Raw genomic sequence first — 24,918 nt, 5'->3', positions numbered from 1 at the left:
ACCTGTGGGGTGAAGGAGGGTCATGCACCGTGCCGGTGGAGGTGCTGGGCGGCGAGGCGTACGGCCGCGTTCTGGGCTCCGTATCCCCGGTAGCCGCCCGTGCGTTGCACCAGCTCGAAGAAGACCCGCCCGACCGTGGCGGTGTAGCAGTGGAGGAACTCCCCCCTCTCGTCGCGGTCGTAGAGGATGCCCAGCTCGCTCAGCGTGGCCAGTCGCGCTGGTTCCAGCTCGCAGCGGGCGTCGAGGTCCTCGTAGTAGTTGGCGGGGATCGGCAGCAGGCCCACACCCCGCTGCCGGACGCGCCGGACGGCGCTGATGATGTCGTCCGTCGCCAGCGCTACGTGCTGGAGGCGGGCGTCCTCGGCGTCCGGCGCCGGCGCGACGTTGAGGATGATCCGTACACCGCCGTCGGGGGATGCGACGGCCCGGCTGCGTACCAGCCCGTAGGGGTCGGCCAGATCGAGGCTGTCGTCCGCCTCCAGGCCCAGCACGCCCCGGTGGAACAGCACCGCCTCATCGAACTGGTGCCAGGGCTGGGTGAGGGCGATGTGGTCGATGCGGCGGACGGCCCCGGGGGATTCCGTGCGCTCCCGCAGCCGGGCGCGCGACGTGACGTCGGCGAAGTCACCGGTCCAGCTGGGGTGGTCCGGCTGCTCGGTGCGGCAGAAGAAGACCTCCGTGCCGTCGGGGGCGGCAACGGCGTTCAGTGGTGCGTCGAGCGGGTCTCTGCGGCGCGGCACGACGGGTGCCAGCACCTTCTCGGCGCGCTGAGCGGCACGGTCCGGGTCGGGGGTCTCCACGCCCAGGGCGGTCAGCGCCGGACCTTGACGGCGGCCGCTGACCCCGGTGTTGAGCAGGATCCGGGCCTCCCCCTGTTCCCACAGTTCGACCGGTTTGCCGGTGTGCCGTCCGGTGTGGGCGAAGCCGAGGGCCTCCAGGACTCCGCGCAGCGGCTCGGTGTCCGCCGCGCTCAGCTCGGCGAAGGCGAAACCGGAGGGAACGGCCGCGGCGGGGGGCGCGGACAGTCCGGCCGACTCCTCCAGCAGGAGCAGCGAGCGGAGCGCGTCGACGGCGGTCGAGGCCGCCCCGGCCTGCCGGAAGACGTCGTTGAACACTTCGAGCGACAGCGGCCCCCGGTATCCGGCTCGTACCGCGGCAGCCACCAGAGCGGCGACGTCGAAGCCGCCCTGGCCGGGGAAGCAGCGGTGGTGCCGGCTCCACTGGAGGACGTCCAGGGTCATCAGCGGGGCGTCCGCCAGCTGGAGGAAGAAGATCTTCTCGCCGGGGATGTCCGCGATGCCCTTCGGGTCGGAGCCGCGGGAGAGGATGTGGAAGCTGTCGAGGCAGGTGCCGAGGGCCGGATGGTCCGCCTGTTCGACGATCCTCCAGGCGTGGTCGTACGTGCTGACGTGGCGGCCCCAGGCCAGCGCCTCGTAAGCGATGCGGATGCCGTGGGCCGCTGCCCGGTCGGCGAGCAGCCGTAGTTGCCCGGCGGCGAGTGCGTCGTCGTCGACGGATTCGGGGGCGACGCTGGAGCAGACCAGGAGCAGGTCCGCGCCGAGGCGTTCCATCACGGCGAACTTGCGTTCCGCACGCCGCAGATTGCGGGCGAGGGTGTCGGCGGGCACGGCCTCGAAGTCGCGGAACGGCTGGTAGAGGTCAATGCTCAGGCCCAGGTCGGCGCAGCGCAGCCGTACCTCCTCGGGGCTGAGCGGGCTGCCGAGGAGATCGTTCTCGAAGATCTCCACTCCGTCGAATCCGGCGGTGGCGAGGGCGGTGAGCTTTTCGGAGAGCGGGCCGCTGAGCGAGACGGTGGCGAGGGACTTGCGCATGGTGTGCTCCTGTCAGGCCGGGTGCGCGGCCAGATCGGCGAGGTCGGTGAGCATCGGTCCGGTGTGCGGCGAAAGGCCGGTGAAGAGCCGGAAGGAGTCGGCCGCCTGGAAGACGGCCATGCCACCGCCGTCGAGGGTGCGGCAGCCGATCGCCCGGGCCTCGCGCAGCAGTTCGGTCTCCAGTGGCCGGTAGACGACCTCGGCCACCCACAGTGCGGGCCTGAGCAGCGCGACGGGCAGCGGCAGCCCGGGGTGCGCGGCCATGCCGGTCGGCGTGGCGTGGACGAGCCCGTCCGCGGCGGCAAGGCACTCGGCCGCTCCGGCAGTCGGCGCCGACCGTGCCCGGCCGGGCCCGAAACGCGAGGTCAGCACGGCGGCGAGCACGGCGGCGCGTGCCGGGTCGGCGTCGAGCAGGGTCAGCCGGCCGACGCCGAGTCTCAGCAGCGCGTGGGCCACCGCGGCGCCCGCCCCGCCCGCACCGAGCTGCACGACGTCATCGGTGGGGGCGTCGGCCAGGCCGCGCGCGAAGGAGCGGGCGAAACCGGTGACGTCGGTGTTGTGCCCGATGGCGCGGCCGCCCCTGAAGACGATGGTGTTCACCGCGCCCAGTTCGGCGGCCTCGGGGGCGAGTTCGTCCAGGTGCTCGATGACCAGCTGTTTGCAGGGGTGGGTGATGTTCAGCCCGTCGAAGCCGAGGCGTCCGGCGGCGCGCACCAGCTCACCGACGGCCTCGGGCGCGACGCCGATGACGTCGATGTCGAGGGTGCGGTAGACGAGGCGCACACCGTGCCGGTCCGCCTCGCGTTCGTGCAGGGCGGGGCTCAGGGAGGGGCCGATGCCGGAGCCGATCAGGCCGGTGAGGTAGGCGGTCATCGAGGGTTCCTGTGGGTCGGCTGGGTGGGGTGGGGCAGATGGGCGGGATGGGCCAGGTAGGTGGAGTGGGTCAGATGGGCGGAGGGGGTCAGGTGGGGGAAGTGAGTCAGGTGGGTGGGGCTGGGCGTCGGGGGCGGTCAGCGGGTGACGGAGTCGCGTACCGCTGTCGTCTCGTTCGGACCTCCGTGGCGCAGGCCGAGCTCGGCCGTGGGCACGCGGTACGTCTCACGGCCGGTGGCCACGGCGATCGTGCAGATCGCGCAGAGGGCGGCGGTGAAGATCGCGACACCGATCCAGTTGTCGCCGTCGGGGCCGTCGATCTGGGCCGCGAAGGTCACCGCGAAGCCGGCGATGGCGAACCCGATCTGGGTGCCGATGGCCATGCCGGAGAGGCGGACCCTGGCGGGGAACATCTCGCCGTAGAGGGAGGGCCAGATGCCGTTGGCCGCGCTGTAGACGACACCGAAGAGCAGTACTCCGGTCACGAAGGTCAGCGGGTAGCTGCCGGTCGAGATCGCCCACAGATAGACGAAGATCATTCCCGCGCTGCCGAGCGCCCCGACGAGGAAGACGGGCCTGCGGCCGATCCGGTCCGAGAGGCCGGCCCAGAGCGGGATGGCCAGCAGCGCCACCGCGTTGGCCGTGCCGGCGACCCAGAGCATGTCCGTCCTGTCGAGACCGACCGCGTCACTGGTGGCGTACGAGAGGGCCCAGACGGAGAAGATCGTGCTGACCGTCGCGATCAGCGCCGCCGCGACCACCCGCAGCACGTCGGCCCAGTGGTTCCTGAGCAGGTCCGCCAGCGGCATCCTGGCCACTTTCCGGTCGGCGGAGGCCTGCTGGAAGACGGGGGTCTCCTCAAGGGTGCGGCGGATGACGTATCCGGCGACCGCGACGACGGCGCTCAGCAGGAACGGAACGCGCCAGCCCCAGCTGTACAGCTGCTCGTCCGGCAGGGCCGCGACCGGAATGAACACCAGGGTCGCGAGGAGCTGGCCCGCCTGCGTCCCGTTGAGGGTGAAGCTCGTGTAGAAACCGCGCCGGTGTGCGGGCGCGTGCTCCAGCGTCATCGCGTTCGCGCTGGCCTGCTCACCGGCCGCGGAAAGCCCCTGGAACACCCGCATCAGCACGAGGAGTACCGGAGCGATGGTGCCGACCTGCGCGTAGGTGGGGAGGCAACCGATGAGGAACGTGGACAGTCCCATGAGGACCAGCGTCCAGACCATGATCGTGCGACGGCCGAGCCGGTCGCCGAAGTGGCCGAGGACTACCGCCCCGAGGGGCCGGGCGGCGTACGCGACGCCGAAGGTCGCCAGGGAGATCAGGGTGGCGGTGGCCGGGTCGTCCGGGTCGAAGAACACCTTGGGGAAGACCAGCGCCGCGGCGCTTCCGTAGATGAAGAAGTCGTAGTACTCCAGCGCACTGCCGATCCAGGCGGCGAACGCGGCCTTGCGTGGCTTGCCCTGGGGTGGGTCGGCCGACACCTGGTCGGCCTGCGGGTTTGGGGACACCTGGACTCCTCGGGGAGGGCGGCCACCCACGGGTGGGAGCCACGGGTGGGAGACGGACTGCGGGAGGGACGGGGGCGGCGCCGTGGAGGGAACGCCGCGACGGGTTGCGGGCGGTGCACACCCCGCGCATAGAGTTAACGCACTAGATAGTTAATTAACTTGGGGGTGATGGTCGCCCTCCCCCCAGGCAGTGTCAATACATCCGGCCGTAACGAGGCCCCTGAACGGCTCACTCCCGCAGGGAGGCGGCGATTCCACCGCCCTAGGGTGGGACGGTCGGTATCAATGAACTCGGAGCCTGTGTCCCAACGGCTCTCAGCGGAAGGGCGGCAGCCCCGTGGGCGGCGAACGGCACGGCACCCGTAGGAAGCGGCATCTGTGGATCGCGGGCGCGGCCTCGCTCGGGCTGGCAACGGCGGGGGTCGGTGTCTGGGCAGCCTCCGGTGACGAACGGGCCGCGCGCAGCGGGCCGTTGACGGCGCAGGAGGTACGGTCGGCGGCCGATGCGTTCCTGGCGGCGTGGGCGGCCGGCGATGCCGGGGAGGCGGCGGTCCTTACCGACGGCGGAGCGAAGGCCGACGCGGCGCTGCGGGACTACCGGGAGCGTGCCCGCCTCGCGGTGCGGGAGTTCCGGGCGGGTGCGCCGGCCGGAGCGCGGGTGCCGTTCTCGGTGAAGGCGGAGTTCGCCCACGAGGGGGCCCGCGCGCCCCTGTCGTACAACTCCGCACTCACCGTGGTGAGACGGGCCGACGACGGCGAGCCGGTGGTCCGCTGGGAGCCCCAGGTGCTGCATCCGCGGCTGGGGCCGGGCAAGCAGCTGGCGGTACGGGAGACCGCGGGCGCGGCGGTGCACGCGGTGGATCGCGACGGGCGGGCCCTGGACACGCGGGCGCATCCCTCTCTCGGCCCGGTCGTGGACGGTCTGCGGCGGGCGTGGGGGAAGACCGCCGGCGGCAGGCCGGGCGTCGAACTGCGCGTCGTACCCCCGCCCTCCGCCACCCAGGACGCGGCGCCCCCGGCGGACGCCACCCTCGTGTCCGTCGCCGCCGGTGCTCCCGTGCAGTTGCGGACCACTCTCGACGCACGGGTGCAGCAGGCCGCCGAGCGCGAGGTCGCCCGGCGTGCCGACGCCTCGATCGTGGTGCTGAAACCGTCGACCGGGGAGATCCTCGCGGTCGCCAACTCCCGTACCGGCGGACCGAACACGGCTCTGGAGGGGCGGCTCGCGCCCGGCTCGACCATGAAGATGGTGACCGGGTCGCTGCTCCTGGAGAAGGGGCTGGCCGCGTCCGACAAGCCGCACCCGTGCCCGAAGACCTTCTCCTACGGTGGCTGGCAGTTCCACAACGTCGACGACTTCGACATTCCCGGCGGCACGTTCCGCAGGAGCTTCGCCGCGTCCTGCAACACCGCCTTTATCTCGCAGGCGGGCAAGGTCACGGACGACTCGCTGTCCCGGCAGGCCAGGGACGTCTTCGGGATCGGCGAGAAGTGGTCCGTCGGCGTGCCCGCGTTCGCCGGGAACGTACCCGTGGAGCACGCCGCGTCGAAGGCGGCGGCGCTGATCGGCCAGGGGCAGGTGCGGATGAACCCGCTGACCATGGCGTCGGTGGTCTCCACCGCCCGGACCGGCCGGTTCAAGCAGCCCTACCTCGTCGCGCCGTCGCTCGGCGGGCGCACCCTCGCCACGGCGCGGCGGACTCTCGCCCCCGCAGCGCACCAGCAGTTGAAGGACCTGCTCCACACGACGGCGACCGCCGGTTCGGCGGCCGGTTCCATGCAGGGGCTGCGCGGCGACGTCGGCGCGAAGACCGGGTCCGCGGAGGTCATCGGCCAGAAGAAGCCGAACGGCTGGTTCGCCGCCTGGCACGGCGACGTCGCGGCGGCGGCCGTGATGCAGCGGGGCGGCCGGGGCGGCGAATCCGCGGGCCCACTCGTGGGGGCGGTCCTCAGGGCGGTCGAGGGGGGCCGGTGAGCGGGGGCGGGTGAGCGGGGGCGGACGGGGTACGGGCGGGGGGCGGCCAGGCGTTCGCGGGCGGTGAGGTCCGGTGAGCCGGCGGACCGTAGAGCATCTGAGGGGGCGTCACTTCCGGCTGCCGGGCGGGGGCAGCCAGAGGCGTACGCGCACCGCCCCGCGCCAACGGTGCCGCCCCTGACCGGGCCGGGGCAGGGCTCACACGCCTTACTCCTTGACCGGGCCGGGGCACGGCTCACACGTCGGAACGCGCGTGCACGCTCACGGCGTAGCCGCAGCCGTCCTCATAGGGATCCGCGCTCCAGGTGGAGTAGCGCTGCCGCAGGGTGAGTCCGGCCCGGGTGCACCAGTCGTCGAACTCCGCCAGGGTGACCGGCGGCTCCGGCAACGGCAGGTGTGCCGCGTCCAGTCCCATGCCCGTGACCAGCAGTCCGCCGGGACGCAGTGCGGAAGCCAGCTGCCGGACGACGTTCGCTTCGGTGCCGGGGGCCAGCAGGGGGATGACGTTTCCGGCCGCGAGCGCCAGGTCGAAGCCCGGATCCAGACCGAGGGTGTCCAGCCGGGCCAGGTCGCCCAGGAGCCACTCCTGCGCGGGGGCCTCGCGGCGGGCGACGGCGAGCATCGAGGAGTCGACGTCCACGCCGGTGCAGCGGTGGCCCAGCTCGGCGAGCCGGATCGCGATCCGGCCGGTGCCGCAGCCGGCGTCGAGCACGCGCGCCGCGGGCTCCAGCAGGGCGGTGCAGAAGGAGGCCTCGCCGTGGACATCGTGGCCCGATGCGGCGAGCCGCGCGAATCGTCGGGCGTAGTCCTCTCCGGCCTGTCCCGCGGTGAGTTCCGCCCATCGGTCTTGTTGCTCGGGCAATGTCCGGCATCCCTTTCTTGCGATCTCGCCCCCGGCCGACGGGCAGGGGTGCGCTCGACGGCATCGTCCTGTTCATGATCACAGATGCGGCGCACAGGGGGATGTTGAATTCTCGTGAACCCCCGTGAACACGCCTTACTTGCCATGGACGCTTCAAGCAACCGGCCCTACTCTCGGCCGTCGGCGCGCAACCCCGTCCGCTCGGAGCCTGTGCCTGAACCCGCAGGCGTACGACAAGGAGCCCGATGTTCCGCAGACCGCTCAGCAGCACCTTGGTACTGGTCATGGCCGCGGCGGCGGTTCTCGTCGCAGGTCCGGTGTACGCGGACGAGATCCCCAAGGCACCGGGCCACCGGCTCGTCAAGGAGTACGACGGCGCGCCGGCGATTGCCGCGCCCGTTCCCGGCGAGCCCCCGGCGCAGCACCCCTTTCTCGCCGCCAACGGCCGCAGCGGGATGCACGGCGACGCCGGGGGCAGCGGCACCTATCCCTGGTCCGGCCCCCTCGGCAAGCGGCCCGGGGTGAGCAGCGAGAAGATGGCCGCGCTCGGCGGCGAGTGCGCGACCGTCACCTTCGACAGGGCGGGGCGCATCGTCACCGTCTGCGGCACGTTCAGCGGCTTCCTGGTGAAGCTCCTGGAACCGAAGTCGATGGCCACGCTCGCCGAGTACAAGCTGCCGCAGCGTTCCTCGACGGTCGAGGCCCTCACCACCCTCGACTTCTCCAAGATCTTCAAGGACACCTCGGGCGGCGCCTACTCCTATCTCGACAACGAGGACCGCTTGGTGCTCGCGGACTCCCGCCAGCACATCCTGCGCCTCACGCACGAGCAGACCGCCGACGGCGGTTGGCGGTTCCGGGTCACCGACGACTGGGACCTCACCGCACAGGTCCCGCACGACTGCGTGAGCTGGACCAATCTGTTCCCCAGTGGTGTCTGCGACCCGGTCACCTCGGTCATGCCGGACTGGGCGGGCCGCATCTGGTGGGTGACCCGGCAGGGCCGCGTCGGAACCGTCGATCCCGCGACCGGCGCGATCCGCTCGGTCCGGCTGACGGGAGAGGAGATCCAGAACTCCTTCTCGATCGCGGAGGACGGCGTCTCGATCGTCACCGACCACGCCCTCTACACGTTCCGCGCGGCGGCCGACGGCACGCCGCGTGCCGTCTGGCGGCAGACCTACGACCGCGGCACCGGCACCAAGCCCGGCTCCGTGAACCAGGGTTCGGGCACCACACCCGACCTTTTCGGCAGCAACGGCAAGAAGTACGTCGCCATCACCGACAACGCCGACGACCGCATGCACGTCCTGGTCTACCGGCGGGAGGACGCCGTCCCCGACGAGAGCCGGCTCGTCTGCGAGGTACCGGTCTTCGGGTCAGGAGCGTCGACCACCGACAACTCCCTGATCAGCTGGGGCAACAGCCTCGTCGTCGAGAACAACTACGGCTACGAGAACATCACCTCGCTCACCTTCGGCCGTACGGTCGTGGGCGGGGTCACCCGCATCGACGTACGGGACGACGGCAGCGGCTGCGACGTCGTCTGGGAGAGCGACATCCGCTCCCCGTCGACCGTGCCCAAGCTGTCGACCGCCAATGGCCTCCTCTACTTCTACGAGAAGGACCGCAACAGCCTGGGCGTCGACGCCTGGTACCTGACCGCTGTCGACTTCCGCACCGGCAAGCGCAAGTGGAAGCAGCTCACCGGCACGGGCATCGGCTACGACAACAACTGGGCGCCGATCACCATCGGCCCCGACGGCACCGCGTACGCGGGTGTCTTCAACGGACTGGTGGCGGTGCGCGACACCGTGTAGGGGCGCTGCCGTTCCGGGCCCCGGGAGCGGCTCACCCCGGGGGGCGGCTCACCTTGGGGGCGCTCCCAGGGCCCGGGCTTCACTTCAGAGCCTGTGTCTAAACCCCGGTCGGATCAGCGAACGTCGTCTGGTGCGTGCGATCGCAAGGCGCTGGAAGGTCCTCGCTGGGGTCTCCCCTGCTCGAACGAAGTTGAGAGCTCGGGGAGGGAGCTACTAGGGCATTTCGGCAACGCCGCGAGCGTGCGTGCCAGGCGGCGGGCGCCCGGCCGGGGTTTAGACACAGGCTCTCAGAGCGGTGAGCACTCCCCGGCGGGGAGCGGCTGGTGCGGCATGGTGAGGGCCGGGCGCGGGGGCGCGGTGCGGTAGCGGACCTCGTCCCCGGGCGGTACGAGCGTGGCGAGCAGCGGGGTCCACAACTCGGTGACCCGGCGGGTGAGTTCGGTGTGCCACAGGCCGGTGGTCGCGAGGGCCGCGATGCCGCAGAGGGTCACGGTGACGAGGTTCTCCGGACCGAGGCCGCCCGGCGGCGTGCCGGTGCGGAGCTCTCCGGCGGCGCGGGCGCGGCCCAGCAGGCGGAGCGCCTCATGGGTGCAGGCCTGGTGGAAGTCGGTGTCCGACGGCCGTCGGCCGCCGCGCTCGTGGGTGAGACGGAATCCCGCTCGGACCACCTCGTCCTCGTGCAGGGTCCGGGCCAGCCAGTGCGTCAGGTCGATGAGCGCCTGGACGGGCGATCCGCCACCGCTGCCCAGTGCCTCGGCGAACTCCCGCAGCACGGCACGGCCGTGTTCCTGCACCGCTTCGGCCAGCCCCTGCTTGGAGGCGAAGTGGAAGTACAGCGCCCCCTTGCTCATGCCCGCGGCTCCGGCGATCCGGCCCAGATTCGCCTGCGCGTAGCCGTCCCGGTTGATGATCTGCGCGCCGGCCCGTAACAGCGCGCGGCGGCTGCGCTCCGACCTGGATTGCATCAGTGCACGCCGATGAGCCGCTGGCGGCCGCCGACCGGGGCCGCGTGCGACGAGGTCTCCCGCAGGATCGACTGCTGGAGCCTGCGCAGTCCCGGGGAGGGCTCCAGGCCGCGTTCGTCGATCAGGGCGCGCCGCAGGCGCTGGTAGGCCTCCAGCGCCTCGGTGCGGCGCCCGGAGCGGTGCAGGGCCAGCATGAACTGGCCGTGCAGGGTCTCGTGGGTGCGGTGGCGGCTGACCAGCACGGTCAGTTCGCCGAGCAGTTCGCGGTGACGTCCCAGGCGCAGGTCGGCCTCGATGCGCTGGTCCAGGGCGCACAACCGGGTCTCCTCCAGCCTCCGCGTCTCCAGCGCGAGTTGGCTCCCGGTGCGTACGTCGGCGAGCGCGGCGCCGGTCCACAGCGCGAGGGCCTCGCGCAGGCGCTGGGCGGCGGTGGCGAAGTCGTCCGCGTCCATCTCCCGGTAGCCGATGCCGGCCAGCCGGCCGAAGTCCCGGACGTCGCTGCTGCCGCCGAAGGTGTTCAGCCGGTAGCCGCCGGGCAGGGTGACGAGCACGTCCTTGGCCGTACGGGGCGGGGCATCCTCGGGGTCGGCCGCGAGCGCGACGGTGATCAGCTCCCGCAGCTGGAGCACGTACGTCTGGAGGGTGGCGCGGGCACTGCGCGGCGGCGTCTGCCCCCACAACTCCTCCGCCAGCGTCGCCACCGGGACCACCTGGTCCGCGCGGAGGGCCAGGAGCGCGAGCACCTGCCGCGGCTTGGGCGCCGACGGCGTGACCGAGACTCCGTTCTCCCGGACGGCGAGTCCGCCCAGTACTGAGATATCCATGTCGTCTCCCCTACGCACGCAAGAGCGATCAGTCCCCCGGCCCAGCAGGTCGGTCGGCTCTCGGCACACTCCAAAATAAAAACCGGTCGGACGGTTTGTCAATATCGAACCGTGTGCCCTGTTTTTGGTTGAGCAAGGGACAACACGACCCCAACACACCATAATTTCGGGTATGTTGCCTCAAGACCGACGGCAGCGATGACCCATCCGCCAGCGCTACCCTTCCGGACTGGACGCTAAAACCGCACAGTCAGTCTACTTTTTAACCGGCTCCCCGGCACTCACCGGCACTGTGGGAGATCTCCTCGCCGGTTCCCTGGATCAGCCGGGGCACCATCAGCTCCCAGTACCCGGCGACCGTCCGCTCCGAGAGCCACTCCGTGTCCCGGCAGCCCAGCACCGCGAACCCCACGGTGGCCGCCATGACGGCGGACGCCGCCTGCTCCGGCGAAACCCCCTCGGCGAGTGCGCCCTCGCGGTGAGCCCGCTCCAGCACGGCCTCGATCCACTGCTGCCAGTACGCCCGCAGATCCACCTCATCGGCCGTCAACGGCACCCCGGACAGGCCGAGTCCGGCCCGTACGACCATGTCGTCGGCCAGCAGGGACAGCAGGCAGTGGGTGGCGTCGACCAGAGCCCGCAGCCCGTCGGCGCCCCCCGACTCGGCCGTGGCGGTCACCTGCATCACCCGCGCCGAGGCCTCCCCCTGTACCGCTTCGGCGAGGGCCAGCTTGGTCTCGAAGTGGAAGTGCAGGGCACCGTTGCTGACCCCGGCCAGGCTGCTGATCCGGGTGAGCGAGGCAGGCGCGAAACCCTCCTCGGCGAACACTTCGGCGGCAGCCCGGATCAACGCCTGTCTGGTGCGGGCGGCTCTCTCCTGCTTGACCATCACATGTCTCCTGACTGCGCGGGGCGGCCGGCGGGCTCCCGGAAGCCGGCCGGCCGCTCACTCATGACTCGCAACGGCGCAGAGCCCCCGGGCCCGGAGAGGCTCGGGCGGGGGGCCGGGCCGGTTCGGACGCGGGCTCTCAGGCCGCCGGTGTGCCCAGGTGAACAGGGAGTGCGGTGTAGCCGTTGACGATGAAGGACGGGAGTTGCTCCAGGTCGGCCCGCGGCGTTGCCGCCGCCAGGTCGGGGAACGCATCGAAGAGGGCCGCCAGCGCTATCTCCGCCTCCAGGCGCGCCAGGGGGGCACCCAGGCAGAAGTGGGCCCCGTGCCCGAAGCCGAGCAGTTCCCGGCGGTCGGTGCGCAGCAGGTCGAACTCGGCCGCGTCCTGGCCGTACCGGTCGGGATCGATGCCCGGAGCACCGAAGTTGAGGAGGATCGTGTCCCCCTGCTTGATCTGCACACCGTCGAGGTCGATGTCCTCCACGGCGTAGCGCAGCGGCACGTACGCCGAGGGGCTCTGGATGCGCAGGGTCTCGGCGATCACGTCGGACCAGGCGGCTCGGCCCGAGCGGACCAGCTCCAGCTGGTCGGGGCGGTCGAGCAGGGCGGCGACCGAATTGCCGACCAGGTGGACGGTGGACTCCGCGCCGGCCGCGATCATCAGGTTGAGCGTGCCGAGCAGTTCCGCCTCGGTGAGCGAGTCTCCGTGGTCCTGCGCCGCGATCAGTACGGAGGTGAGGTCGTCCCCCGGCTCGGCGCGCTTGAGGGTGACCAGTTCGGAGAGCATCCGGAAGACGTTCATCTGGGCCCGGGAGGTCTCCTCGGGCGTGGCCACGGTGTTGAAGGTGACATCCACCTCGGCGCACAGGGCGGCCGTCCGGTCGGCAGGGACGCCGAACAGGGCGCAGATCACCCGCATGGGCAGCATCTTGGTGAACTCGGCGCGCAGATCGGTCACTTGCCCCGCGGGCAGGGCCCGCAGGCCGTCGATGAGCTCGGCGACGACCTTCTCGATCTCGGGCCGGAGCGCCTCGGTGCGGCGCGCGGTGAACGCGGGGGCGACAAGGCGGCGCAGGCGCGCGTGCCGCTCGCCGTACGCGAAGAGCATGTTCTCCGCCGCGACCCAGTAGTAGAGCGGCCACTCCTCGGTTATCCAGCCCTCGGCGAAGTCGGGCCAGTGCCGGGCGTCCTTGGACACTCTCGGGTCGGCGGTGAGTCTCTTCACGTACCGGTGTGCGGTCACGGCCCAGGTCCGGACCCCGCCGGGCAGCAGCACCTCTACGGCGGGGCCCTGCGCGCGGAGCATCGCGGCCTCTCCGTCGAGATCGCTGCCTGTGGCGTCCAGTGCGTAGGGGCAGGTCATGGTCATCAGTACACCTCGTCCGACGTCGGTCAACAGTTACATGTGCATGTCACACTTCACCGGGGTCGCGTCCGCCGGGCGCGGCGTACCCGGCCCAACTACACGCCGGCGGCAGCCGGTTCCGCCGCCCGGGCCTGCTCGCGTTCGGCGCGCCGGCGTACCGCCGCCTCGTGGACCCGCTCGGCCCGCTCGGGTGCGAAGTCGAGCCGGACGAGCACGCTGGGGACCGCGATGGCGGTCATCAGGTGCTGGTGGAGCTCGGCCACCCGCTCCGTGATGTCCTCGTGCCCGGTGAGGATGCTGGAGAGCATCTGCACCCCGGTGAAGCCACTGACGAACATCCGCGCGACGGACTCGACGTCCGTGTGCGCGAAGACCTCCCCGTTCTCCTTGGCCGCCTCGAAGAGTTCGACGCCCCGGTCGACCCATGCCTGCATGGGCACCTTGCGGTCCAGTTCGTCGCGCATCGTGCCCCGGTCGATGGTGAGGCGGATGCTGCCGCGGACCAACGGGTCACCGGAGCGCAGGAGATGGGCGAGCAGCAGGGACTCGTCCACCACCCTCTGGAGGACGATCCCCTCGTCCTCCACCTCGGGCACCGCTGCGAGCTGATTGGACAGCACCGCCTGGGCCAGCTCTTCCTTGGACTGGAAGTGGAAGTAGAGGGCGCCCTTGGACTGCCCGGACTTTTCGAGGATCTGGCTGATGGTCGCCGCCTTGTAGCCGACCTCGTCGAAGACCTTGGCCGCCGCGACGAGGATCGCCTCTCGCGTACGGACGGCTCGTTCCTGCCGCACCATGTCTGGCCTCTTCCACTCACTCGGGCTGCCGACGGAGACAGGTAAAAGAAACCGTCGGGTCCGTATGTTGTCAACGCGCCCCCCGACAGCCCTCACCGTTGCGGGCCCAGCGTACAACAAAACCTTCTGACCGGTTTTTTGTTCCGGGGTCCGACGGGACACAACAGGCCTGCCAAAATGGGCAAATTGGTCGATCCAGCCCCACAGGCCGCCTATATGATCGATCACCGCAGAGAGTGCGTCGCCAATCGACCTTGTAAATAAAACCGGTCGGTAAGTATCTTATGGGCGACTGCTTCCCAGTGATCAGCAACCTTGCGGAGAGGCCATGACCTTGCTGACGTTTCAAAAGGAAGCCCCTCGCCCCACGGGGTCCCTCCACCTTCCGAAGCCCCTGACCACGGCAGTGCCTTCCACCGATGCGCCTTCCACCGATTCGCCGTGCACCGATGCGCCGTGCACCGACCCGACCGTCGCCGACCTGACCTCCCTGCTCTTCGACGGCGACGACCGCGAACGCGTCCACGGCACCTGGAGCAGGCTCATAGCCTCCGAGGAGTTCACCCACCGCCCCGGGCTCGCCCCGGCGGAACGCGTGCGGCTCTCCTACGACCGGCTGCGCGTGGTGAACTCCGTTGTCGACGACGCCACCGAACTGGCCCGCGATCCACGGCTGCTGGCGAGCATGCACGAGTGGACCGGGGTGGTGGACGGCGCGCTCGGCACGCTGGCGGGGATCCACTACAACCTCTTCCTCGGCAGCCTGATCGACCACGACCCCGACGGCGAACGCGATCTCACGGAGTTCACCTCACTGCTGCGCACCGGCACGTTCCTGTGCACCGAGCTGGCGCACGGCAACGACGCCGTCAGCCTCGGCACGACGGCCGAACTCGACCGGGAGAACGGGGGGTTCGTCCTCAACACCCCGAACCCCGGCGCGCAGAAGTTCATGCCGAACACCAGCACCCTGGGCGGCCCCAAGAGCGCCGTCGTGGCTGCCCGCCTCCTGGTGGACGGCACGGACCAGGGGATCTTCCTCTTCCTCACCCCGCTCAGCGACGTCTCCGGGTTGCTGCCGGGCGTCACGGTCCGCCGGCTTCCCGAGCGCACCGGCAGCCCCGTGGACCACTGCCTCACCTCCTTCGACCGGGTGCGGCTGCCGCGCGAGGCCCTGCTGGAGACCAAACAGCGGCGTCTGGAGGACGAACTGGGCGCCGTACGCAGCAGCTTCGGCAGTCAGCGCAAGCGGTTCCTGCACTCCATAGGCCGGGTCACCGCGGGCAAGATGTGCATGAGCGCGGCCGGTACGGGTGTCACCCGCGCGGCGCTCGCCCTCGCGGTCCGCTACGCCCACCACCGCTTCATCGGCGGCCCCAAGGCGAACGAGCGGGTGCCGCTGACCGCGCACCGCAGCCACCACGCGCCGCTGGTCTCCGGTCTGGCGGACGCGTACGCCATGACGTTCCTGCACCGCTCCACCCTCGCCCGCTGGACCGACTGCCACGAGGAGGACCGTGCGGCTGCCGAGCGGCAGGTCGCGGTCACCAAGGGCTGGGTCACCTGGCAGGCCCGGCGGATCACCGTCGAGTGCCGCGAGCGCTGCGGCGCCCAGGGCCTGTTCGCCGTCAACGGGCTCTCCGAGTTCCCGCTCAATCTGGAGGGCGCGGTCACCGCCGAGGGCGACAACCTCGTCATCTGGCTCAAGGCCGCCTCCGAGCTGCTCTTCGAGAGCCGCCCGGCTCCGCGAGAGAGGCCCGAAGAGACCCTGAACGTGGGGCAGTTGTCGGACCTGGGCTTCCTGCGCGACCTGCTCGCCAGGACCGAGATCCAGTGGCAGGCCCGCGCCCGCAAGGCGCTGCGCGGTGGCCCCAGGGGCAACCCTCTCGACCGCTGGAACGCCGCGTCGTCGCCCGCGCTCCAGGTCGTGGGCGCGCACGCCCACGTCGAGGCCGCCGACGCCTTCCTGGCGGCGGTCGAACAGGCCACCGAGCCCGGGGCCCGCAGCCTCCTGGAGAAGCTGTGCCGGCTCTTCCTGCTCCAGCGCGTCACCCCGCACACCGGTGATCTGCTCGCCGAGGACCACATGTCGGCCGCCCAGGTGCGGGCGCTGCCGGAGACCGTGGACGCGCTGATCGCCGAGCTGGCGCCGCACATGCGGACGCTGGTCGACGCGTTCGCGCTGCCCGAGGGCTATCTGGCGTCGATTCCGCTGGCCAACGAGACGTACATCGCCGACTTCGACCGGCTGGTGCCGGGCGTCGACCCGGAGGACGTGTTCGCCTCCTTCTGAGAGCCGGTGTCCCATTGAGGGCCGGTGTCCGAACCTTGCCCGGTCCTCCACACAGCTTTTGGGGGTGGCTCGTCGCGGCGCCGGTACTAGTCAGTTCCTCCCGGTGCCGCGGGAGCCGCGAGCGCGGAGCGGGCCGTGCGGCGCGGGCGGTCCGCCAGGTACTGCTTCGCTTCCGGGGAGGCCTTGGCGTACGAGCCGGAGTCGAAGGGCGGCTGGGGGTCGTACTCGATGGCGAGCTGGTACGCCTCGGCGGCGACCCGCCCGGCGATCAGTTCCGCCAGTCGTAGGGCCATGTCGATGCCCGAGGAGACCCCGGCGGCGGTGACGATGCCGCCCGGCTGTTCCACCACGCGACGCGCCGTGTAGGTGGCGCCGTACGACTCCAGGGTGTCGATGGCCCCCCAGTGAGTGGTGGCCTCCAGGCCGTTGAGCAGGCCGGCCGCGCCGAGCAGCAACGAGCCGGTGCACACCGACGTGGTCCACGCGGTGGTGGCGTGGAGCCGACGGATCCAGTCGAGCAGCGCCTCGTCGGTGAGTCCGGCGCGTGCGCCCGGACCACCGGGCACCAGCAGGAGGTCGGCTTCCGTGACCTCGGAGAAGGAGGCCGTCGCGACGAGGTGGAGCAGGCCCTCGCCGTCCGCGTGGGCGCCTGGAGCGGCAGCGGCGAAGACGACGTCGGACTCCGGCAGCATGCGAAGAATCTCGTACGGGCCGGCGACGTCGAGCGCGGTAAATCCGTCGAAGAGCGGGATGACGATACGCATGGAGCGTGCCTTTCGGGGTGACGCCGGTGTCAGGCGGCGGTTCGGGATGACGCCGGTGTCAGGCGACGGTGGTGTGCGCGGAGAAGTGCCTGCGGTACTCGCCGGGGGTGACCCGGAGCGTCCGCCTGAAGCTGCGGTGCAGGGTCTCCACGGTTCCGAAGCCGCAGGCGTGTGCCACCGATTCCAAGGTGGCGGGGGTGGTCTCCAGGAGCCGCCTGGCGGCCTCGATGCGGGCGCTCTCGACGTACGCGGCGGGAGTGCGGCCGGTCTCCGCACGGAAGACGCGGGTGAAGTTCCGTTCGCTCATCGCGGCGCGCGCCGCGAGCGCGGCCACGCCGAGATCACGGTCCAGGTGGTCCGCGATCCAGGCGAGGACGTCGCGCAACGGCGCCCGCCCCGGGCGCTGGGCAGTCAGCTGGGCGCTGAACTGCGCCTGGCCTCCCGGGCGTTGCACGAACATCACCATCTGACGGGCGATGGCGCGGGCGATTTCGGGCCCGTGGTCGTCCTCGGTCATGGCGAGCGCGAGGTCCATGCCCGCGGTGACACCCGCCGAGGTCCATACCTCGTCGTCCCTGACGAAGATCGGGTCGGGCTCGACCGTGACCTGCGGATACTGCTCGGCCAGCTGGTCGCAGCGCGCCCAGTGGGTGACCGCGCGCCGTCCGTCGAGAAGCCCGGCGGCACCCAGCAGGAAGGCGCCGCTGCACACGGAGGCGGTTCGGCGGGCACGGTGGGCGGTGCGGGCGAACCAGTCGACGAAGCGTCCGTCCTCGCAGGCCCGGTGGACCCCCGGGCCGCCCACGGCGATCAGCGTGTCCACGGGCCCTGCGTCCTCATCGGTCGTCAGGGTCGGGGAGACGGCGAGACCGCCGCTCGAAGGCACGGGGCCCGGCGCGGCGGCCACGGTGCCGAGGACGATGCCTCCGGTGAGCCGTGCCGCCTGGGTGAATACCTCGTGGGGTCCGGTCAGATCGAGGATCTGGAAGTCGGGAAAGACGGCGAAGACGATGCGTCGGTTGCTCACCCCTTCATCGTGGCCATCTCCGCCGATGGCGGCAAGGACACGGATATGACGATTCCGGCCAGCGTCGGGGTCTCCGTGTCAGCCTGCCGGTCGGGGTCGGCCCCCGGGCCGGGGTCAGCCTGCCAGCCGGGCGAGGGCCAGCGCGTGGGCGCGGTCGAGGGCGTCGGCAGCAGCGCACGGGATGTCCGGTTGGACGCCGATGCCCTCCCAGTTCGTACCGGAGACGGGGTTGATGGCGCGGCCCCCGGGGATGGTGGCTTCCAGGTGGGGGTGCACGGTCCAGCCCTTGCACGGGTGTGCGCCGCCGCGGGTGGGTTCGCCGACGACGACGGCGCGGCCGAGCTGCTGGAGGTCGTACGCCAGTTCCTCGGCGGCGGAGAAGCTGCTGGCGCTGGACAGCACGTACAACGGCTTGCTGCCGCCGAAGCGCTCGCCGGGGACGTGCGGCAGGCTCCAGGACTGTTCGCTGCGTTCGCCGTCGCGCCAGTACATGGAGTTGAGGTGGGTGCGCTCATCGAGCAGGTAGCCGCAGACGAAGGCGACCGTGTCCGGGTCGCCGCCCCGGTTGGAGCGAAGGTCCACGATCAGCGCCTCGGCGCGGGAGGCCAGGGTGAGCGCGGCGCCCAGCGGTGCGGCGGCCCAGTCCAGCGGAAACAGCATCGGCGCCAGCTCCACCACGGCGACACCTCCGTCGAGCAGCTGCACCCGGGGCGCACCGCCCAGCGAGCTGTCGAAGTCCCGGCGCATGGAGTCCAGGGTGGCCGCCCCCTGCTCCGGGGACACCGGGTCGGCGTGGTGTTTCAGTCTCAGGTGCCGGTCTCCGTTGACGGACTGCAGGTCCGCGGTGACCAGACGGGCGAGTTCCGAGGCGTCGTCGACGTCGTAGGCGCCCTGGGCGAGACGCCCTCGCAGCAGGCCGGCGAGCTGATCGGCCACCTCGGGGAAGACGTAGTGCCCGGTCAGCAGTCGTACGGTTTCATCGATGGCGGCGGCAGGCAGAAGCTTCGTCACAGTGGTCATGGCAGGGAGTAGAGCACCGCCCTTGCGAAAGCGTCAATTGTTTTAGACACTTTCGTTATGCCTGATCAGCCTCCCCACCTGCCGCCTCCTGAGGACGTCCTGGAGATCGGCGCACCCGAGCAGTTCGCGGCGCTCGCCCATCCGTTGCGCCAGCGGCTGCTGTTCGCGCTGGGCCAGCGGCCCGCCACCCTCAGCCAACTCGCGGCGCGACTCGAAGCGAAGAAGGGCAACGCGGCCCACCACCTCAAGGTGTTGCGCGAAGCCGGGCTGGTCCACATCGCCGAGACCCGCCAGGTACGGGGCGGCACCGAGCAGTACTACCAACGCACGGCCCGCCACATGGTCGTCGCCGAACCCCGGGCGGCGGGCACCGCGGCGATGCTCGCCGCGGTCGCCCAGGAGCTGGACCGCTCCCCCACCGAACCCCACCTGACACTGCGCCACCTGCGCCTCAGCCCCGCAAAGGCAAGAGAGCTCGGCGAGGCCCTCACCCGACTGGTCGACGAGGCCGAGGAGGGAACGGAGGACCAGCCCGTGCACGGCGTGCTGGTGACGCTCTATCAGCAGGCGCAGCCGACCGGTGAGGTCAGCTGACCGGCTCCGCCGTCACCTCCGTGGGTACGGAGATCCGCCAGGTGACGAATCCGGCGACGACCAGTCCGGCGAGGGCCAGGAAGGTACTGGCGAGGAAGGGGTCGGTGCCGTGCAGGGTGGGCGCGAAGCCGAGGCCGACGTACAGGGTGATCCCGGTGGAGCCGCCCAGTTGGTCAGCGGCCCGCTGGACGCCGGAGACGATGCCGGCGTCCTCTTCGGTCACGCCGCTCACCGCGACGTACTGCAGCCCGACGATTCCCAGGCACATCCCGGCGGCGATGAGCACCATGGCCGGAATCATCGCAGGACCGGTGGCCCCGGAGTGCGCGACCAGGGCGATGGCGGCCATCGCCAGAGCGGTGCAGCAGACCCCGGCCAGGACGCAGGTGCGGGCGCCCCGCCGTTCGAGTACGCGAGGGACCAGCACCGAGGCAGCGATCAGGGTCACCGCCAGGGGAAGCATGGTCACTCCGGCCCGGAGCGGCCCGGCGCCCAGCCGGTCCTGCAAGTAGTAGGTGAAGAGTACGAACGAGGTGGACAGTGCCGCGCTCAGCAACGCGGTGGCGAGGTTGGCCAGGACGCGGGGACGGTTGCGGAACAATCGCAGCGGCACGAGCGGGTTGGGTGAGCGCCGCTCGACGCCGATGAACAGGGCCCCGGCCACTGCCGCACCCACCAGAGCCACCGGCGCAAGCCATGGCGGCCTGCCGCCTCCTGCGCCGCCCTCGCCCGCTTCCACGACTCCGAAGGTGAGGAGCAGCGGGGCCGAAACCAGCAGGAGCGATCCGGGGAGGTCCAACGGCGCGCCCCCGGAAGGGCGTTCGCCCGGCACGAGGACGGCCGCTGCCATGAGTACGGCGAGGATGAACGGGACGGTCACCAGGAAGATCCACCGCCAGCCGAGCAGTTCGGTGAGGAACCCGGAGACCACGAACCCGAGGACGAGGCCGCAGCTCGCGACGGCCGCCCACACGCTCAACGCCCGTGACCGGCGCGGCCCTTCGGGGAACAGGAGCACGATCACCGACATCGCGGCAGGCAGCGCGAGCGCCTCACCGACTCCCTGCAGCAGTCGGGCGGCTACCAGCACGGCGAAGGAGGGTGCGAGGCCCGCCAGCAGCGACGCCGCACCGAAGACAGTGGTACCGAGAAGAAGGACGCGGCGCCTGCCGAGCAGGTCGCCCAGCCGGCCGCCGAGCATCAGCAGCCCGCCACCGGTGATCGTGTAGCCGACCACCACCCAGGTCAGCGCATGACCGTCGACGCCGAAGTGGGCGCCGATCGAGGGCAGGGCGACGTTGACCACCGTCACGTCGACCGCGATGAAGAACTGCAGCATGGCCATGCAGCACAGCACCAGCCGTGCGCGCACCGGGGACGATGTGTCCCGGCACGTTGAAGGAATGCCTGAAATCACCAAGTGCTCCGTTGCTCAGAAGAAGTTCCGAGCAGCACCGACGTGCCGCTTCGGTTCGACCACGAAGCGACGACACGTTCTGCGGAAATGAGGAGAGACGTACCGCCGCTAGCGGAACGTCCTCGTCACTGCGGCGCAGGCCCCGCACGAAGAAGCAGACATGACAACGATGCTACGCGACCGGTGGGCGGGCCGGTGGCGGTGAGAGCCTGTGGATTTCGGGGGTCGAGGGTGCCCACGGAGTGCCGCGGGGCGGTGGATAGCGTGTCCGGCATGGTGACGACGGGGAAGCGGCGGGTGCTGTACCGGCAGGGCAGCGGGTTCTGGCGGATGACGGCGAAGTGGGTCGTGGTCTTCGGGGTCCTGTATCTGCTGGACGGCGGGCTGTTGCGGTCGTGGGGCGATGCGCTGGTCTGGCCGATGATCGGGGTCCTGTTGTGGGTGCCGTTCGGGATCGGCGTCTCCTGGTACCCGAGGAAGGACCAGCGGGTCGAGCTGACGGCGCGTGAACTGCGGGTGCGGCGCAAACGGTTGGCGATGGAGAAGGTGAACCTGCTGCATGTGGCGCGGCTGTGGCTGGAGGGACGGTCGACCGCGGACGACCGCTTGGCGGTGGACTGGCCGCGGTGCGACCGGGTGGTGTGGGTGCCGCTGCGGGACGGCCGGGCGTACGGCGTGGAGTTCCGCGACCCGGCCGCGTTCGCGAAGGTCTTCGGTGCGTTCGCGGTCGAGGCGTGCGGCGGGCCGGACATCGTCCGCGCGAGGGCCGCGGCCGAGACCTGGCCGGATCCGCGCCCGGTGCGGCCCCGCCAGGCGGCCGACGACGGCTCCTGGACGGATCTCCTGGACATCTTCGGCTGAGGGGCACTTTTCCTTTAGACACAGGCTCTTAGGCGAACTGCGTGCGGGGCCGCCGCTGACGTTTCCTCACGTCGGCGACGGCCCCGCAGCGCTTTCGGAGCCTGTGTTCAGCTCAGCCGGAACCGCAGCGTCCGCAGTTCGAACGGGCGGAGTTCCACGGTCAGTCCGCCCTCGGCCACCGGCTCGGGGCGTGCGCCCTCCAACGGGCGTTCCAGCAGATCGGTGGCGACCACGTCGGCCGCCGGGAAGCCCGGGGTGAGGACCGTCCTGGCGCGGCCGCCGTGGGCCTCGTGGAAGCGGACCACGACGTCGCCGCTGCCGTCGTCGGCCAGCTTGAGTGCGGTCACCACGACCGCGTCGTGCTCGACGGTGACCAGCGGGGCGACCTCGCCGGCACCGGCCAGTACGCGCTCGGGCAGGTTCACCCGGTAGCCCTCGCGGACCGCGTCGCCGATGGTGGCGCCCGGGACCAGCGAGTGCCGGAAGCGGTGCACGCCCTGGTCGGTCTCCGGGTCGGGGAAGCGCGGCGCGCGCAGCAGCGAGGCGCGCAGCGTGGTCGTCGTACCGCCGTCCGCGTTCGTGCCGTCCCCGCCGTCGCGCACGGCGCGGGTCACGTCGTGGCCGTACGTCGAGTCGGTGACCAGCGCGACGCCCCAGCCCGGCTCCTCCAGGTGGACGAAGCGGTGGTTGCAGGCCTCGAACTTGGCGGCCTCCCAAGAGGTGTTGGTGTGGGTGGCGCGGTAGAAGTGGCCGAACTGGGTCTCCGACGCGTACCGCTCGGCGTGCACATCGAGCGGGAAGGAGAGCTTCAGGAACTTCTCCGTCTCGTGCCAGTCCACCTCGGTGTCGATGTCGAGGCGGCGCGAGCCGGGGCGCAGGGTGAGGAGCTGGGTGGCCTTCGAGTCGCCGAAGGAGCGCACGACGCGTACCGCCGCGGCGCCGTCGCCGGACGGCTGGGGGGCCGCGGCCACCTCGTCCGCGTCGGTGAGGTCGGTGACGGTGTTGCGGTAGAAGGCGTCGACGTCCCAGGCGTCCCACATGTTGGGGAAGTCGGGGTGGATCTGGAGGAGGTTGGCCGGGGAGCCGGGGGTGAGTGCCTCGCGTCCGGCGACGAGGTCGTACGCCGAGACGATCAGTCCGCGCGGGTCGACGACGACGCGCAGCAGCCCGTTGTCGAGGACGAGGTTTCCGTCGTCGGAGCGGGTCAGGCGTGCGCTGTCGCCGCGTACGGGAGTCGAGGCGCCGCCCGCGGTGACGCCGTCGCGGGTGTGCGGGGCGGAGTTGAAGACGAGGGGGGTGCTGCCCTCGCCGGCCAGCGCCGTCTGGGCCGCTTCGATGATCGCGTTGAGCTCGTCGGCGACCTTGCGGTAGGTGGCCTCCGCCTCGCGGTGTACCCAGGCGATGGAGGAGCCGGGCAGGATGTCGTGGAACTGGTGGAGCAGGACCGTCTTCCAGATACGGTCCAGGTCCTCGTAGGGGTACGGGAACCGAGCGCGTACGGCGGCGGTGGCCGCCCAGAGTTCTGCCTCGCGGAGCAGGTGCTCGCTCCTGCGGTTGCCCTGCTTGGTGCCGGCCTGGCTGGTCAGGGTCGCCCGGTGCAGTTCCAGGTACAGCTCGCCCACCCACACGGGCGGCTTCGGGTACTCGGCCTGCGCCTTCTCGAAGAACTCGGCGGGGGTGCCCCACTCGACCTTCGCGGAGCCCTCCAGGTCCTTCAGCCTGGCCGCCTTGGCGATCATTTCGCGGGTGGTGCCGCCACCGCCGTCGCCCCAGCCGGTCGGGGCGAGGGAGACCGAGGCGACGCCCTTGTCCTTGAAGTTCTTCGCCGCGTGGGCGATCTCGCTGCCCTTCATCGAGCAGTTGTAGGTGTCGACGGGCGGGAAGTGGGTGAAGATCCGGGTGCCGTCGATGCCCTCCCACTGGAAGGTGTGGTGCGGGAACTTGTTCACCTGGGACCAGGAGATCTTCTGGGTGAGCAGCCACTTGGCGCCGGACGCCTTGATGATCTGCGGCAGCCCGGCCGCGAAGCCGAAGGTGTCCGGCAGCCAGGCCTCGTCGTTCTCGACCCCGAACTCGTCGAGGAAGAACCGCTTGCCGTGCACGAACTGCCTGGCCATCGCCTCGGAGCCCGGCATGTTGGTGTCGGCCTCCACCCACATGCCGCCGGTCGGCACGAACCGGCCGTCCTCGACCGCCGCGACGACCTTCGCCCACACCTCGGGCCGGTGCTCCTTGATCCACGCCCACTGCTGGGCCTGCGACATCGCGAAGACGAAGTCCGGCTCGTCCTCCAGGAGCGCCGTCATGTTGGACGTCGTACGCGCGACCTTGCGGACCGTCTCGCGCAGCGGCCACAGCCACGCGGAGTCGATGTGGGCGTGGCCGACCGCGGTGATCCGGTGGGCGGAGGGCTCGGCGGGCGTGGACAGCACGTCCTCCAGGCACGAACGGGCGGCGGCCGCAGTGCCGTTGACGTCCTGGAGGTTGACCGCGTCCAGCGCCCGGTCGACCGCGCGCAGGATGTCGTAGCGGCGGGCGGACTCGACGGGCAGTTCCGCCATCAGCTCGCCCAGTACCTCCAGGTCGATCACCAGCTGCCAGACCGTCTCGTCGAAGACGGCGAGGTCCATCCGCTCGATCTTGTAGAGCGGGTTGGAGTGCGAGGTCTCGATGTCGCCGAGCTGGGTGGGCAGGAAGGGGTGGTAGTCGAGGAGTACGGGGTTGGAGGCGCCCTCGATGCGCAGCTCGACCCTTTCGCCGCCCTCGGCGGGGGCACCGACGCGCACCCACTGGTTGCGCGGGTTGAGGCCCTTCACCGGGGTGCCGTCGGGGCGGTAGACCAGGCCCTCGCACTGGAAGCCCGGCATGTTCTCGTCGAACCCGAGGTCGAGGATCGCCTCGACGTGCCGGCCCGCCCACTCCTCGGGCACGGTCCCGGTCACCGTGAACCAGCTGGTGCCCCACGGCTTGCCCCACATGTCGCCGACCGCGACCGGCTTCGGCGCGGCGGCCAGGCCCTCGGCGACGGGCACCGGCTCGCCGGGGGCGTCCCACACGGCGACCTCCAGGGGTACCGAGACGGGATATACGGCCGGGCGGATGCGCTCGTCCAGGACGCGCTTGAGCCGGCCTTCGACGAGTCCGCGGTCGTCATGCATGGGGGAGGTCTCCTTCTTGCGGTGATGCTGCTGTGCCGAGAGGGGGCAATGCTGGTGAGTGTGACGGGAG

19 protein-coding genes are annotated in these 24,918 nt (G+C 71.1%); 5 read left to right on the top strand and 14 right to left on the bottom strand.

The genetic code is table 11. The annotated features are described in order from the left end of the window. Window positions 1-20: 20 nt before the first annotated feature. The 3 genes from ACIA73_RS04080 to ACIA73_RS04070 all read right to left on the bottom strand — a co-directional run bounded on the left by ACIA73_RS04080 (window position 21) and on the right by ACIA73_RS04070 (window position 4,216). A complete protein-coding gene (locus ACIA73_RS04080) occupies window positions 21-1,832 on the bottom strand; it encodes a bifunctional sugar phosphate isomerase/epimerase/4-hydroxyphenylpyruvate dioxygenase family protein (RefSeq protein ID WP_399436669.1) in 1,812 nt (603 codons plus the stop codon). A 12-nt stretch (window positions 1,833-1,844) separates the two neighbouring features. Further along, entirely contained in the window at window positions 1,845-2,705 is an 861-nt protein-coding gene (locus ACIA73_RS04075; protein WP_399436668.1) for a shikimate dehydrogenase, read from the bottom strand. Window positions 2,706-2,842: 137 nt separating this feature from the next. Then, window positions 2,843-4,216 carry an MFS transporter gene (locus ACIA73_RS04070; protein ID WP_399436667.1) on the bottom strand — a complete coding sequence of 458 codons (1,374 nt, stop codon included), beginning with the start codon at window positions 4,214-4,216 and terminating at the stop codon, window positions 2,843-2,845. 337 nt (window positions 4,217-4,553) lie between these two features. On the opposite strand from ACIA73_RS04070, the gene ACIA73_RS04065 reads away from it, so the two are divergent. Continuing rightward, window positions 4,554-6,191 (top strand): penicillin-binding transpeptidase domain-containing protein, encoded by a 1,638-nt coding sequence (locus tag ACIA73_RS04065; protein WP_399436666.1) that lies wholly within the window; start codon window positions 4,554-4,556, stop codon window positions 6,189-6,191. 235 nt (window positions 6,192-6,426) lie between these two features. Here ACIA73_RS04065 and ACIA73_RS04060 read toward each other — a convergent pair whose 3' ends face one another. Continuing rightward, window positions 6,427-7,053: a class I SAM-dependent methyltransferase gene (locus ACIA73_RS04060; RefSeq protein ID WP_399436665.1), complete on the bottom strand. Its 627-nt coding sequence runs from the start codon at window positions 7,051-7,053 to the stop codon at window positions 6,427-6,429. A gap of 284 nt (window positions 7,054-7,337) precedes the next feature. On the opposite strand from ACIA73_RS04060, the gene ACIA73_RS04055 reads away from it, so the two are divergent. Next, window positions 7,338-8,873, top strand: a complete 1,536-nt coding sequence (locus tag ACIA73_RS04055; RefSeq protein ID WP_399436771.1) for a hypothetical protein — start codon at window positions 7,338-7,340, stop codon at window positions 8,871-8,873. 287 nt (window positions 8,874-9,160) lie between these two features. Here ACIA73_RS04055 and ACIA73_RS04050 read toward each other — a convergent pair whose 3' ends face one another. From ACIA73_RS04050 to ACIA73_RS04030, 5 genes are all read right to left on the bottom strand, one after another. Next, window positions 9,161-9,838, bottom strand: a complete 678-nt coding sequence (locus tag ACIA73_RS04050) for a ScbR family autoregulator-binding transcription factor (protein WP_399436664.1) — start codon at window positions 9,836-9,838, stop codon at window positions 9,161-9,163. Continuing rightward, window positions 9,838-10,662: a BTAD domain-containing putative transcriptional regulator gene (locus ACIA73_RS04045; protein WP_399436663.1), complete on the bottom strand. Its 825-nt coding sequence runs from the start codon at window positions 10,660-10,662 to the stop codon at window positions 9,838-9,840. The genes ACIA73_RS04050 and ACIA73_RS04045 overlap by 1 nt, the downstream gene beginning before the upstream one ends. 262 nt (window positions 10,663-10,924) lie before the next feature. After that, window positions 10,925-11,551, bottom strand: coding sequence for a ScbR family autoregulator-binding transcription factor (locus tag ACIA73_RS04040; RefSeq protein ID WP_399436662.1), 627 nt, complete (start codon window positions 11,549-11,551; stop codon window positions 10,925-10,927). A 139-nt stretch (window positions 11,552-11,690) separates the two neighbouring features. Next, entirely contained in the window at window positions 11,691-12,920 is a 1,230-nt protein-coding gene (locus tag ACIA73_RS04035) for a cytochrome P450 (RefSeq protein ID WP_399436661.1), read from the bottom strand. 92 nt (window positions 12,921-13,012) lie between these two features. Continuing rightward, on the bottom strand, window positions 13,013-13,714 hold the full coding sequence (locus tag ACIA73_RS04030) for a ScbR family autoregulator-binding transcription factor (RefSeq protein WP_399436660.1): 702 nt from the start codon (window positions 13,712-13,714) through the stop codon (window positions 13,013-13,015). A gap of 406 nt (window positions 13,715-14,120) precedes the next feature. On the opposite strand from ACIA73_RS04030, the gene ACIA73_RS04025 reads away from it, so the two are divergent. Further along, window positions 14,121-16,007: an acyl-CoA dehydrogenase gene (locus ACIA73_RS04025; protein WP_399436659.1), complete on the top strand. Its 1,887-nt coding sequence runs from the start codon at window positions 14,121-14,123 to the stop codon at window positions 16,005-16,007. An 86-nt stretch (window positions 16,008-16,093) separates the two neighbouring features. Here the strand turns inward: ACIA73_RS04025 and ACIA73_RS04020 are convergent, their stop codons facing one another. The 3 genes from ACIA73_RS04020 to ACIA73_RS04010 form a co-directional block, all read right to left on the bottom strand. Then, entirely contained in the window at window positions 16,094-16,771 is a 678-nt protein-coding gene (locus ACIA73_RS04020) for a DJ-1/PfpI family protein (RefSeq protein ID WP_399436658.1), read from the bottom strand. A 58-nt stretch (window positions 16,772-16,829) separates the two neighbouring features. Continuing rightward, the gene (locus ACIA73_RS04015) at window positions 16,830-17,798 is read right to left on the bottom strand and encodes a GlxA family transcriptional regulator (protein ID WP_399436657.1); all 969 of its coding nucleotides are present in this window, start codon (window positions 17,796-17,798) and stop codon (window positions 16,830-16,832) included. A gap of 114 nt (window positions 17,799-17,912) precedes the next feature. Next, on the bottom strand, window positions 17,913-18,818 hold the full coding sequence (locus ACIA73_RS04010) for a S41 family peptidase (protein WP_399436656.1): 906 nt from the start codon (window positions 18,816-18,818) through the stop codon (window positions 17,913-17,915). A 57-nt stretch (window positions 18,819-18,875) separates the two neighbouring features. Here ACIA73_RS04010 and ACIA73_RS04005 point away from each other — a divergent pair, with 57 nt between their 5' ends. Continuing rightward, on the top strand, window positions 18,876-19,412 hold the full coding sequence (locus tag ACIA73_RS04005) for an ArsR/SmtB family transcription factor (RefSeq protein WP_399436655.1): 537 nt from the start codon (window positions 18,876-18,878) through the stop codon (window positions 19,410-19,412). On the opposite strand, the gene ACIA73_RS04000 is transcribed toward ACIA73_RS04005, so the two are convergent. Next, window positions 19,405-20,757 (bottom strand): MFS transporter, encoded by a 1,353-nt coding sequence (locus tag ACIA73_RS04000; RefSeq protein ID WP_399436654.1) that lies wholly within the window; start codon window positions 20,755-20,757, stop codon window positions 19,405-19,407. The genes ACIA73_RS04005 and ACIA73_RS04000 overlap by 8 nt on opposite strands. Before the next feature lie 345 nt (window positions 20,758-21,102). On the opposite strand from ACIA73_RS04000, the gene ACIA73_RS03995 reads away from it, so the two are divergent. After that, complete coding sequence (locus ACIA73_RS03995) at window positions 21,103-21,690, top strand: hypothetical protein (RefSeq protein ID WP_399436653.1); 588 nt, start codon at window positions 21,103-21,105, stop codon at window positions 21,688-21,690. 107 nt (window positions 21,691-21,797) lie between these two features. On the opposite strand, the gene ACIA73_RS03990 is transcribed toward ACIA73_RS03995, so the two are convergent. Beyond that, a complete protein-coding gene (locus tag ACIA73_RS03990; protein ID WP_399436652.1) occupies window positions 21,798-24,848 on the bottom strand; it encodes an alpha-mannosidase in 3,051 nt (1,016 codons plus the stop codon). Between the last annotated feature and the right edge of the window lie 70 nt (window positions 24,849-24,918).

It is taken from the genome of Streptomyces sp. NPDC051561, assembly GCF_044454195.1.
Taxonomy (GTDB): Bacteria; Actinomycetota; Actinomycetes; order Streptomycetales; family Streptomycetaceae; genus Streptomyces.
Note: the sequence above shows the minus strand (reverse complement) of the source record. Positions and strands in the feature narration are given on the sequence as shown.